The following is a 12,812-nucleotide window of genomic DNA, read 5'->3' as shown; positions in this document are numbered from 1 at the left end:
AATTGGACGAAACTAGAAATGAAATAACAGAAATGGAACAAACAAAAGAATATCAGCTTTTCAGGTTATCAGGAAAGCTAACATATGGATATACGCAAGAATCGAAGGAAGCTATCCTTGAAAAAATCAATCCAGAAGCCACAAACTATGTATTTGACCTTACAGCTGTAAAAATGGTTGATAGTACCGGCATGGGGTTATTTATTACCTTTTTGAATTACATTGATTCTGATAAAACGACCTTTTTAATTATTGAAAACAGCTTTATTCGAGAGTTATTTACGATTGCTAAGCTAAATAAGTTATTTATTATTTGTTCGAGTTTAGAAGAAGCGCAAAGAAAAGTAAAGGAAGGAAGAGAGCTATGAAATTAGGTGTAAAAGGAAAGTTAACTCTTTGGTTTCTAATTCTTTTCCTTATTGGCACGTCAATCTTAATCTTTCAATCTGTTCATACAGTCAAAAAAGAAGTGCTAGATCTTGCTGAAGAGAATTTAAATACTGATTTGAAAGTAGCAAAAGGACTAATCGATCAACAATACCCTGGTGAATGGACATTAAAAGGTGATGAGCTATATAAAGGCGATACAAAGGTAAACGATAACGAAGAGATTGTAGATTCCATTGGTGAACTAACTAGTAATGCTGTGACGGTCTTCCAAGGAGATACAAGGGTTACCACAAATGTTAAAAATGAAGCTGGAGAGAGAGCAGTTGGAACAAAGGTTTCAGATGCTGTTGCTGCTGTGACATTAGCCAAAGGTGAAACATATATCGGAGAAGCTAATGTAGTTGGGAAAAATTTAGTTACTGTTTATGAACCTATTAAAAATTCTGCAGGCGAAATCATTGGAATGTTTTTTGTTGGTCATTCAACTGAAGCTTACGAAACAATGACATCTAACTTTCAATTTCAACTATTGGTTGAGGGGATCGTTGCATTAATCGTTATTGCTCTTATTATGTGGTGGGTGATTCATCGTCAAATTCAACCATTACAAAAAATGACTGTACTTTCTAAGCAAATTGCTGATGGTGACTTAACCGGTAATGAAATTAACACAAAACTGAACGATGAAATTGGTGAGTTATCACAATCAATCAATCTAATGAAAACGAACCTGAAGAACCTTATCGCAAAGGTGATTGAAACAGCTGATCAAACAGCAGCAACTTCAGAGGAGTTATCAGCAAGTGCAGACGTAACAGGGGAAATGAGTTCTCAAATTGCTAGTACAACAACAGAAATTGCAGCAGGAGTTTCGAAGCAATCCTCTGAAGCTAATAATATATTAGATAGAATGAAAGAAACAGCAAGCCATGTTGAAGTGGGCGGTCAAATTATTGATGGAACTCTCGAATTGGCAAAGCGTTCAACAACAGAAGCTGGTCAAGGAAATATGGCAATCAATGAAGCGATACAGCATCTTGGAAAAGTAACGAATACTGTTGAATTTGCTACAGAATCCATCCAAAAGCTTGGTAAACGTTCTGAGGAAATTGGTAGTATTATTACAGTGATTTCAGACATTTCTAATCAAACAAACTTACTAGCATTGAATGCTGCGATCGAAGCGGCAAGAGCCGGTGAAAATGGGAAGGGATTTGCTGTTGTAGCAGATGAAGTTCGTAAGCTTGCAGAGCAATCGAATAACGCAGCTAACCAAATTACAACATTAATTGAAGATATTCAGTCAGAAACAAAAGTGACTGTAAATACAATGGAAACAAATCTTGTCTCCGTAAAAGAACAGGTCGGATTAATTGAAAAAGGTGGAGAATCTCTTCATAGAATAGTATCCAATGTACAGGAAACGGAGCAAGGAGTTTCACAGGTGAAAAATATCTTTTCAGAACTAAGAAATTATACAAGCTCTGTTCTTGAGTCAATTGAAAAGGTTACAGAAGTGATTGAAGCATCAGCAGCTTTATCTGAGGAAGCTGCAGCGTCCACTGAAGAGCAAAGCGCGACGATAGAGGAAGTGTCAGAAAGCGCAAGAGAGCTAGCAAAGATGGCTGAACAATTAAAACAAGAGCTTACAGTCTTTAAACTATAAAAAAGAAGCACGATACTTGAAACTAAGTATCGTGCTTTCCTACATAATGCTATTTCTGCATACTTACAAGAAATTAGGAAAAACTGTTTTTAAAAAATAAACATATCTTACCAGAGAAAATAAACGATACTAGGGGATTATTTTATGAAAAAATCATTTGTTTTTACTGATCACGACCAATTTCAGCAAAGCTTGCCTGACATCGAGGCATTTATTGAAAAATGTGCAAGGGCAAAAAAAACAGTGATTATTTTTTCAATTATGGAAGCAGTTAACAATGCGCTAGAGCATGGAACGAAAGAAAACCAAGCTATTCCAATAACTTTAAATTTAGAAGTGAAAGAAAAATGTTTCTCTGTTGAATGTGATCATAAAGGAGAAGGATTTGATTATAAAGAAAAGTTAGAACATATTGGTAATCCTGATCAGTATTTTGAAAATAATATTAGAAGTATTAGAGGCAGAGGAATAGCCATCATGAAAAAATGTTCAGATATGATAAGCTATTCCGATAACGGACGTAAAGTTTTTTTAGCCTATCACCTGGATAAGGGCTAACAAATGAAGGAACAAACTATTTTCGAGAAACTATTTAAACATTACCCTGAGATCGTTTTTGTCATGGATAAAAAGGGGAGATATGTTTACGTTAATGAAAAAGCTCAAAATGTTTTGGGCTACCATCAAGATGATTTTACAGGTAAACATTACTCGGAGTTTCACTTTCTAACGGAAAAATCCCTTCAATTGTTAAAAGAACAATACCCAATGATGCAGGCTGGTGATATTCATATGGATATGATCATCACAGCCATCTCAAGTAATCAAAACAAGCATTATTACAGCTTCTGGTTTGATACAATCATACATGATTCAAAGGAATACATATGGTTTGTCCTAAAAGATGTTGGAAATCTAATGGTCTTGAGGAATGAAAAAAAGCAATTGCGGGAACAAAACTTTTTATTAGCGGAGGCTGTTCATCAAACAGGTGTTGGAATCATTATAACGGACCCTAATCAGCATGATAATCCTATTATCTTTGCAAACAAATCTTTTCAGGAGATAACAGGTTATAGAAGTGAAGAAATAATCGGTCAAAACTGCCGATTTCTCCAAGGACCGGAAACTAGTGAACATACAATATCTAGTCTAAGAGAAGCGGTTGAAAAGAAGAAGGAAATTCACTGCGAAATTCTTAATTACCGAAAAGATGGCTCAACCTTTTGGAATGAACTAACGATTAGTCCAGTTTTTTCACCAAATGGGGAGCTTACTCACTTTATTGGTATACAAGTTGATATAACAAAAAGAAAAATGATGGAGCTAGATATTTCTATTGATTTAAGTTTAGCGAGAAATTTGCAGCAGATGCTCCTTAGTCATCCTTTAACGAACAATCTAATTGAAATTGAGGGCTTTTATCGTCCTTCTAATAAATTAGGAGGGGATTATTACAAATGGCATCAGATAAATGAGGATCAATATGTCGTGATGATCATGGATGTAATGGGACATGGAATAGCGCCGTCTCTTATTACAATGTCTATTAACGCAGAAATAAACTCTCTCCTTGAGCAGCAGATAATAGATCCTAAAGAGGTCTTAGCGAAATTGAATCATCATCAAATTAGCTTGTTTTTAGAAAAGAATGAAGAATTTGGAAAATTTTACTTTACATGTATCTACCTTTTGATAGATACTAAAAAAAGAAGAATTGATTATATAAATGCAGGTCATCCCGATTTTTATTTAAAAAATGAACATACTGTGAAATCGTTCGATTCTACTTCTATTCCAGTAGGCATTCTAAAGAACTATGATTTTAGGATGAGCACCATATATTATCAATCAAATAGTGAACTGTTTTTGCATACTGATGGAATGAATGAAATCCTAACGGAAAATGGAAGCGGTTTTTCCGCTGAGTTTATTGAACGTAAGAATTTAGATAAAATAAAAAAACGCCTAATGTTAACGGAACATGAAGATGATGTTTGCTTTATTTATGTAAAATTATCATAAGGAAGGTTGTTATGGACACATTTTATATTGAACATTCAGAATTGAATTTCAGGAATAATCAAAAGATATTAACTGCTCTGCTCGATACATTGAATAAGAGTAAGCAAGGTTTACTAATTGATTTGAAAAATGTCGACTATGTAGACAGTATTGGTATTTCTATTTTTGTTTCCGTCTATGAAGTGGCAAATGCACAGAAAAAGAAAATGGAACTATTAAATGCAAATGATAAAGTTCAAAAACTGTTACATATCACAAAGCTTAATACACTTTTTAACTTAAAGTAATCATATAAAATTGCGTCCAAATTTTCGGGCGCAATTTTTTTAACGAAAATCCGCAAATTTCTACAATAACTCCACCTTATTATTGAGCCATTCCTAGGAATGATGTACTATATAATAAGAAAAAAGTCTTAGATATAATTTAAGTATACCAGTTAATAGAATAAAAAATTAATAGTGAGACCAACAACCAATAAACAGGAGGTGTTTTTATTGAGTGCGTCTGTATCAACAACATTAGAAGATTTTCAGGAAGGAATACTCGACTCGATTAAACAGATTGTTCCTATTCCATATGAAGATGTTTCAGTACCTATTGTACAAAAAGAATTATCCTTACAATATGGAGTTCTTGTTGGGGTAACAGGGTCTGTGAAGGGGAAAATCCTGTATAAAGCAGATCCTGATGTTTTTGGCTCAATTGGAGAATTAATGTTTGGAATGGCACTAGAGGGTGAAATGTTAAAATCTTTTTCAGGTGAACTAGGGAATATGCTATCTGGCGGGCTCTGTACGCATATTTTTTCAAAAGGTGTGACCATCGACATTACAGCTCCAACCATTATGGAAGGAAATTCAACACTTTCTGGATTTAGAGAAGCAATAGAAGTAGAGGTAACATTTCAAAATGGTAACAAATTAGCAGTTGGCTTAATGTTAGACTAAGGCTGCTTTAAAGGAAGGGGCAAGACAAATGGCAAGAATACTAGTAACAGATGATGCAGCATTCATGAGAATGCAGCTAAAAGATATGATCACAAAAGCAGGACATGAAGTAGTTGGTGAAGCTGAAAACGGTGAAGTAGCTGTACAAAAATATAAAGATCTTAAGCCGGACTTAGTGACTATGGATATCACAATGCCTGTTATGGATGGAGTCCAAGCTGTTCGCGAAATTAAAGCTTTTGACCCAAATGCAACAGTAATCATGTGCTCGGCAATGGGACAGCAGCAAATGGTTGTTGAGGCAATTCAAGCAGGAGCAAAAGATTTCTTAGTGAAACCATTTTCTCCAGATCGAATTACAGAAGCACTTCAGAAATTTTGTTCCTAATATACGGACGTAGAAAAAGCCATACCCTTTGGGTCTGGCTTTTTTCTGTTAGAAAAGAATTATATGATGTTGGTGTTTTTCATAACCTCCCTAAATTTGAGTTTTAGTCTCCAACGTATAATCCTCAATCACATTTGGCGTAAAAATAAGTTTTAGATAGATAATCCTATAAAAATACAGGAAACAATTCCTATAAAATGAAAGAGTGAAACTTTGAAACTATATTCTTGACCCTTTAATAGGTCTCAAATCCTATATAAGCATGTCGACTTTTGTAGAAAAATAGGAATCCACTCCAATACTCATAATCTAATACATCCCTCACAATAAGGCTATCAAATAAATACAAGGAGGCGATCAATTTGGCGGTTGCTTCTGACATAGGCAAGGTTCAATTTGTCGTATTTTCCGTAAATCAACAACTTTATTCATTATCCATAGAAGAAGTGGTTGAAATTCTACGAGTTCCAGCCATTACAAGCATTCCTGGAATTAATGAAATGATTGAAGGAGTTATTAACTTACGCGGAAGCATTATTCCGGTTGTTAGTATTCATAAGCGTTTTGAATTACCAATTTCAGAAAGAAACAAAAAAAATCGGATTGTTATTGTTCAAGGCAAAAATGAAAACATAGGATTAATGGTCGATGAAGTAAGAATGGTGACGAAATTTGAAGAGGAAAACGTAGAACCCCCACCTGGTTTGAAAGTAGATGAAGATATCTTTACTGGCTTTGCAAAGCTTAATGAGCAAGTTATTGGGATTCTTCATTTAGAGAAAGTTCTATATGAGCACTCATAGAACGTTATAAGGAGGTCAATATGGCTGATTTTGACTTATCTGCCTATCTGGGAGTATTCCTTGATGAGGTGGATGAACAATTACAAATACTAGATTCAGAGATATTAGTGCTAGAACAGCACCCTGAAAAAATTGAAACGATTCAGAATATATTTCGAGCCGCTCATACACTTAAGGGGTCATCGGCATCAATGGGCTTTGAGCAAATGAAAGAATTTACTCATTATCTAGAAAATGTTTTTGATCAGGTTCGAAACCAAAAGCTAGCTGTTACACCTAAACTAGTTAATGTGATTTTTGAAAGCATCGATTTTATCAAAGTTTTAAAAGATGGCATTTTAAATGGAAATCTTGATGAAATTAACATTCAACCTTATGTTGATAAGTTGAATGAATTTCATCCACAAGAAATGAACGATGAAGAAATCCAAAATGCGAAACCTTCAAAAGATCAAATCATAACCGAGTTAGATGATTACACCAAAAATGTAGTGATTAGTGGCCTAGCCTTTGGTCATAATGCATTGGAGGTCTCAATTAAGCTCTCAAATGAAGCATTGATGAAAAATGTAAGAGCACTTTTAATTCATAATAATTTAAAAGAAGCAGGGGAGATTGTTGCTGCTTTTCCTTCTATTGATGAGATGGAGAAGTCTGAAGGCTTTGAAGGTGAAATGATTTTTATTCTTCTCACCATGCAAACAAAACAAGAAATTCTTGAAATGATTAACCAAATATCTGATATCAAGCATGTGAACATCAATCAAATAACAGAAGAAAATATGAATTTACATCAAAAAGAGCTGGCTGTTCCGATTCAAAAAACACAATTAGAACAAGTGCTGGAAGAAAAGCCTGTAGGAAACCAAAAGGCAAAAATTAATCCTACCGTTCGAGTAGATGTGGATAAGCTTGAACACTTAATGAATTTAGTAGGCGAATTAGTGATTGACCAAACAAGATTAGTTGATGTTCGTGGTCGATTGGCAGACCGTGATACGCGTCAAGAAGATGATATGGAAACACTCGACGAGGTAACAAATCATTTAAGTCGTGTGATCACTGAACTTCAAGAAGGCATGATGAAAACAAGAATGCTACCAATTGAACAACTTTTCAATCGGTTCCCCCGTATGGTGAGGGACACAACACAAAAAGCAAATAAAGAAATTGACTTTGTTATGACTGGAAAAGAAACAGAGCTTGATCGAACTTTGATAGAAGAAATTAGCGACCCAATCATTCATTTGCTTCGGAATTCAATTGACCATGGAATTGAACCAGCTGATGAACGTGAACGCTTAGGCAAATCAAGAAAAGGTAAAATTGAACTTCGTGCCGCACATGAAGAAAATCATATTGTTATTTCAATACGTGATGATGGAAAAGGAATTGACCCAGATAAGATCAAACAAACAGCCATTAATAAGGGAACAATTTCTGAAGAAGAGGCAGCTAAATTAGATGATAAAGAGGCAATGTTCCTCATCTTTAAATCAGGTATTTCAACAGCTGAGAAAATCACAGACATATCTGGTCGTGGTGTTGGGATGGATATCGTTCGTGCACATATTGAAAAGCTAAATGGCTTAATCGATATTGATTCAACAATTGGAGTTGGGACCACTTTTACAATTAAGTTGCCACTTACATTGGCTATTATTAGTTCCTTATTAGTCAAGTTTGGACAAAAAACATTTGCGATTCCACTGGTAAATGTTCTTGAAATTATTCGATTAAATAAAGAAGATATTCAAACAATTAAAGAAAAAGAAGTTGGCCTTGTGAGAGGAAGAGTCCTGCCACTTGTGAGAATGAAGGAAAAACTAGGGTTGGATCCATCTGAAGAGGCGGTGGAAGAGAAAAAACGTGAATTTGTCATTGTTGTAGGAATTGCAGACAAACGAATTGGCATTATAGCTGATAAAACAATTGGTAATCAAGAAATTGTCATTAAATCACTTGGCCCTTATATTGGTTCACCACCATATATAGCTGGTGCAACGATCATGGGTGATGGAAGTGTTGCACTCATTTTAGACGTTTCCTCAGTCGTACGTGAACAAGGTACACAAGATACTGAAACAGCTACAGATAATAAACGAAAAGAACTAGAAGACGAACGTCAATTTGTCACCTTTAAGCTAGATACAGAGGAATATGGAATTGACATCCAACGTGCTAAAGATATTGTCTCCGTTCCTGCTATGACAAAAGTCGTCAATGCACCTAAGGATCTATTAGGAATCATTAATTTAAGAGGAAAAATGCTCCCTGTTATTGACTTAAGGAGAAAGTTTAATTTGCAAGAACAGTCACAAACAAAGAAATCAAGAATCATCGTTGTTGAAAATAACCAGCATGATGTTGGTTTCCTTGTAGATGAAGTAACACAAGTGTTAAAAACAACAAATAGTCTTATTGAACAACCACCGTCAGGTAGTCAATATAATCATTCAAATCTCATTAAAGGAATAAGCAAGCTAGAAGATAGAGTTGTTATAATTCTTGAATTTAATGAGATCTTACAATCAATTAATCTACAAGATCTTCCTGCAGAGCTAGTATCACAACCATAAATGACAAAAAGTAAGAATCTATTAAACGACTAGGAGGCCTTTGGCTATGAGTTTCTTTAAAAAAACAAAAGTACCTATGGAGCAACTAACGAGAGTATCGTCAAATTTAGAGCAAGATATTAATCAATTAAATAATGTTATGACACAAATTTCAACCGGAAACGATCAACAGGCAGCATCTTTAAATCAAACAGGGAACATGATGTCGACGATTTCTAGATCAATAAATGGTGTTGTTTCAAATGCAGAAAACCTAAGAAAGTCTACTGCAAAATCTTTTTCTTCATTAGAAGGTATTCTTCATTCAATCAAAGGTTTGGATCACAATGTAACAAGCAGCTCAAAATCACTAAATGAAATTACTGCTGCAATGGAAGAAATGGCTAGCCAAATTACCGCAGTTGCACAAAATGCAAATATACTAACAGGATCTGCAAAAGATGCATCACACTCTATCCAGGAAATTGCTGCATCAGTTGAACAAGTATCAGGAAATTCAGTTGAAACATCAAAATCTATTGAAAATGTTTCAGCATCGATGGAACAAATGAGCAAATCGATAGTAGGAGTTGCAACAAATGCTGAAAGTCTAACTGATTCTGCAAAAAGCACGAGTGAGGCTATTCAAGAATTAGCAGCATCTATTCAGCAAGTATCGGGGAATTCTGAGAAAACAGCAGCTTCTGTAGAACAAATTTCCGTTTCAATCGAGCAAATGGGGAAATCAATTAAAGGTGTTGAAGCAAACGCAGAAAGCTTAACATTGTCTGCTACAGATACGACTGCAGCAATTCAAGAACTAGCTGCATCTATTCAACAAGTTGCTGGGAATACACGCAGTACATCAAATTCTGTTGAAGAAGTATCCGCAGCAATAGAAGAGATGGCTGTTTCAATTGAGCAAGTGGCGAATAATGCTGTTAGTTTAACAGACTCAGCTAAACAAACAAATGATGGAATCCAGGAAATGGCTGCATCCACTCTGCAGATGTCAAAAAATGCAGAAAGTACTTCTGCATCAGTGGAAGAAGTGTCAGCTGCAATCGAGGAAATGGGTAGTCAAATTAAAGGAGTTACTCAAAATGCTGAAGTTTTAGCAGTTTCAGTTGATTCTACTAGTGCTTCTATTCAAGAAATGGCTGCATCTGTTCAACAAGTTTCAGGGAATTCACAAAGCGCAGCAAGTTCTGTTGAGCAAGTTTCTGTTTCAATTGAGCAAATCGGTGATTCGGTTAAAGGTGTGGCAACAAATGCAGTTAGCTTAACAAATTCAGCAAAAGAAACAAATGATGCAATTCAGGAGATGGCCGCGTCGATCGAACAAGTGGCTGGTAATTCAAGAAGTACAGCAATGGCTGTTGAGGAAGTATCTGCAGCTATTGAAGAAATGGGTAGTCAAGTACAAGGTGTTTCAGTGAATGCAGAAAGCTTGAATAAATCAGCTGAGGAGTCAGCAGCTTCTATCCAAGAGCTTGCAGCGTCAATACAACAGGTAGCAGGAAATGCACAAAGTACAGCAAGCTCTGTTGAGCAAGTATCTGCCTCTATTGAGCAAATGGGTAAATCAATAAAAGGCGTTTCCGTAAATGCAGAAAGCTTAACAAGTTCGGCAAAAGAAACAAATCAGTCCATTCAAGAAATGGCTGCCTCTATTGAACAAGTGGCAGCAAATGCTGAAAATGTTAATTCACTAACAGCAAACGTAGCACATGAAGCACAAAATGGTCGTGATGCCGTTTTACAATCAGTCGATGGGATGAAAGAAATTGGAATAGTTGTTAAGCAAGCTTCTACGGTTATGCAAAGTTTAGGAAAAAGCTCAGATGAAATTGGTAGCATTATTGAAGTGATTGATGATATTGCAGAGCAAACAAATCTACTTGCGTTAAATGCTGCGATTGAAGCAGCTAGAGCTGGTGAGCATGGAAAAGGGTTTAGTGTTGTAGCAGATGAAGTTCGTAAGCTAGCAGAAAGAACGGCATCCGCGACAAAGGAGATTGCTACGTTAATTAAAGGTATTCAAGGTGAAACGTCTGATGCGATAAAGGCAATTGAAATTGGTGAAGAAAAAGTTGAACAGGGCTATAAGCTATCAGACAGTGCTAGTGATGCCATTATTCGAATTGTAGATGGTGTTGAAAATATTACTACAGAAATTTCTCAAATTACCACTGCAACTACTCAGCAAGCTGTACAAGCACAGGATATCGTAAAATCTGTTGAAAATGTAACAACACAAGCAGATTTAGTAACAAAAGCAACGGTTGAACAAACAGCTGGAGTGGAAGAAATTATTAAAGGTGTTCTGAATGCAAGAAACCAAGTAAGACAAATTACAGATGCAACATTAGAACAAGCGAAGCAATCTCAACATATTGTTGGCTCAATAGAAAGTATGACAAATCAAGTTGAACAAGTTACTCAAGCAATAAAAGAACAAGCAGCAGGAGTAACTGAAATTATTAACAGTGTTGTTAACGCACGTGAGCAAGTAAAGCAAATCACAACAGCAACGGAAGAGCAAGCACAGCAGTCTCAAAGCATTGTAGAATCGGTTGCGAATGTTACAAAGCAGGCTGAGCTTGTGACAAATGCAACGAATGAGCAAGCTATTGCTGTGGATGAAATAATCGAGGGTGTTCGTAATTCAAGAGAGCAAGTAAGGCAGATTACAGTAGCAACAGAGGAACAAGCAAAACAATCTCAAATGATTATTAATGAAGTTAGTAGTATGGTTGAGCAAACAAAACAAGTAACAGAATCAATGAAAGAACAAGCTGCTGGAGTAGAAGATATTATTAAAAGTGTGCTCAATGCTCGTGAGCAAGTGAAGCAGATTACTACAGCTACAGTTGAACAAACAAAGCAATCTGAAGAGATGGTAAAAGCAATGGCAAATGTTACAAATCAAGCTGACCAGGTTACGACAGCAATGATTGAGCAAAAAGCTGGTGTAACAGAGATCATTAAAGGTGTAACGAATGCACGTGAACAGGTGAGACAAATCACGTTAGCGACTGATGAGCAAGCAAAAAAAGCACAAGATGTTGTAAATGCAGTTGAATCCATTACGAACCAAGCAAATCAAGTAACAGAATCAGTAAAAGAACAAGTAACAGGAGTAGAAGAAATTATCACAGGTGTTGTAGAAGCCCGTGAACAAGTAAGACAAGTAACAGTTGCAACGGTTGAACAAGCAAAACAAGCGGAAAGCGTAGTGCAATCTGCTCAATCTATGGCAAATCAAGCAGAAATGGTCACAAATGCTACGATTGAACAAGCAGGTGGAGCTGAAGAAATTACAAATGATATCCGATCTGCAAAAGAGCAAATGCTCCAAATTACTTCAGCAATTGAAGAGCAAACAAAACAAACTAGATCAATTGTTTCGATTACAAGTGATGTCACAAATCAAGCAGAACTTGTGACCCAATCAACATCAGAGCAAACGGCACTGATCAAAGACATTACAAAGAGTATTGCCAATATCGCGGATCAAATGACAATTGTTACGACAGAAACAAAAGGATTGACTACAGAAAGTGATGATGTTGTAAAGCTTATTCAGGCTGTTAAAGATCAATCTGAAGAAATAACTGAAGCAACAAAGCTACAATTAAATGAAATTATTGAGCTAGAAAAAGTAATGAATGAAACTAGTGCTATGTTTAAGCAAAGTGCGAAAGATATTGATGGAGTAACAAGACTATCATCAACCATTAAGGATACGAACAAGGACATGCAACGTACACTTCAGTCAGTAAACTAATAGTAAAATAAGGGTCAGATCTTACAGTTGAATATATTCTATTACACTGTTTAAAAGTGTCTGACCCTTCATACTATTTATGCATCAATAGATTAGGAAAAGGGAGATACTCACTATGGAAAATTTTGCGCTAAAGCAATTAGCTCAATTAGTTTATGAGTATTGTGGATTAAATTACTTGAATAATATTTCTTCTTTAGAGGCAAAAATTTCAAAACGGCTGGAAGAATTAAATGTAACTT

General features: G+C 35.6%; 10 protein-coding genes. All 10 read left to right on the top strand.

The features are described from left to right. Positions 1-2: 2 nt before the first annotated feature. Positions 3-368 carry an STAS domain-containing protein gene (locus tag ACEWK1_RS10180; protein WP_251397753.1) on the top strand — a complete coding sequence of 122 codons (366 nt, stop codon included), beginning with the start codon at positions 3-5 and terminating at the stop codon, positions 366-368. Then, positions 365-2,056, top strand: coding sequence for a methyl-accepting chemotaxis protein (locus ACEWK1_RS10175; protein WP_251397751.1), 1,692 nt, complete (start codon positions 365-367; stop codon positions 2,054-2,056). The genes ACEWK1_RS10180 and ACEWK1_RS10175 overlap by 4 nt, the downstream gene beginning before the upstream one ends. Before the next feature lie 144 nt (positions 2,057-2,200). After that, positions 2,201-2,614 (top strand): ATP-binding protein, encoded by a 414-nt coding sequence (locus tag ACEWK1_RS10170; protein WP_212137560.1) that lies wholly within the window; start codon positions 2,201-2,203, stop codon positions 2,612-2,614. A gap of 3 nt (positions 2,615-2,617) precedes the next feature. Next, the gene (locus ACEWK1_RS10165; protein WP_416636150.1) at positions 2,618-4,081 is read left to right on the top strand and encodes a PAS domain-containing protein; all 1,464 of its coding nucleotides are present in this window, start codon (positions 2,618-2,620) and stop codon (positions 4,079-4,081) included. A gap of 11 nt (positions 4,082-4,092) precedes the next feature. After that, positions 4,093-4,368, top strand: a complete 276-nt coding sequence (locus ACEWK1_RS10160) for an STAS domain-containing protein (RefSeq protein WP_121663393.1) — start codon at positions 4,093-4,095, stop codon at positions 4,366-4,368. A gap of 210 nt (positions 4,369-4,578) precedes the next feature. Continuing rightward, positions 4,579-5,031 carry a chemotaxis protein CheX gene (locus ACEWK1_RS10155; protein ID WP_416636149.1) on the top strand — a complete coding sequence of 151 codons (453 nt, stop codon included), beginning with the start codon at positions 4,579-4,581 and terminating at the stop codon, positions 5,029-5,031. Between the two features lie 28 nt (positions 5,032-5,059). Continuing rightward, positions 5,060-5,419, top strand: a complete 360-nt coding sequence (locus ACEWK1_RS10150) for a response regulator (RefSeq protein ID WP_098799710.1) — start codon at positions 5,060-5,062, stop codon at positions 5,417-5,419. Positions 5,420-5,781: 362 nt separating this feature from the next. Next, positions 5,782-6,222 carry a chemotaxis protein CheW gene (locus ACEWK1_RS10145; RefSeq protein ID WP_232273812.1) on the top strand — a complete coding sequence of 147 codons (441 nt, stop codon included), beginning with the start codon at positions 5,782-5,784 and terminating at the stop codon, positions 6,220-6,222. A 20-nt stretch (positions 6,223-6,242) separates the two neighbouring features. Continuing rightward, a complete protein-coding gene (locus ACEWK1_RS10140; RefSeq protein ID WP_416636147.1) occupies positions 6,243-8,801 on the top strand; it encodes a chemotaxis protein CheW in 2,559 nt (852 codons plus the stop codon). Between the two features lie 46 nt (positions 8,802-8,847). Further along, entirely contained in the window at positions 8,848-12,570 is a 3,723-nt protein-coding gene (locus tag ACEWK1_RS10135; RefSeq protein ID WP_416636145.1) for a methyl-accepting chemotaxis protein, read from the top strand. Positions 12,571-12,812 lie beyond the last annotated feature (242 nt).

This window comes from Metabacillus sp. YM-086 (genome assembly GCF_048059995.1).
GTDB lineage: Bacteria > Bacillota > Bacilli > Bacillales > Bacillaceae > Metabacillus > Metabacillus litoralis_B.
This window is presented reverse-complemented; position numbering and strand designations above follow the sequence as displayed.

Bases quoted from the DNA above. Each gene is read 5' to 3' on its own strand.
- ACEWK1_RS10165 (WP_416636150.1), top strand. From the start codon at position 2,618: ATGAAGGAACAAACTATTTTCGAGAAACTATTTAAACATTACCCTGAG.
- ACEWK1_RS10170 (WP_212137560.1), top strand. From the start codon at position 2,201: ATGAAAAAATCATTTGTTTTTACTGATCACGACCAATTTCAGCAAAGC.
- ACEWK1_RS10135 (WP_416636145.1), top strand. From the start codon at position 8,848: ATGAGTTTCTTTAAAAAAACAAAAGTACCTATGGAGCAACTAACGAGA.
- ACEWK1_RS10175 (WP_251397751.1), top strand. From the start codon at position 365: ATGAAATTAGGTGTAAAAGGAAAGTTAACTCTTTGGTTTCTAATTCTT.
- ACEWK1_RS10150 (WP_098799710.1), top strand. From the start codon at position 5,060: ATGGCAAGAATACTAGTAACAGATGATGCAGCATTCATGAGAATGCAG.
- ACEWK1_RS10140 (WP_416636147.1), top strand. From the start codon at position 6,243: ATGGCTGATTTTGACTTATCTGCCTATCTGGGAGTATTCCTTGATGAG.
- ACEWK1_RS10160 (WP_121663393.1), top strand. From the start codon at position 4,093: ATGGACACATTTTATATTGAACATTCAGAATTGAATTTCAGGAATAAT.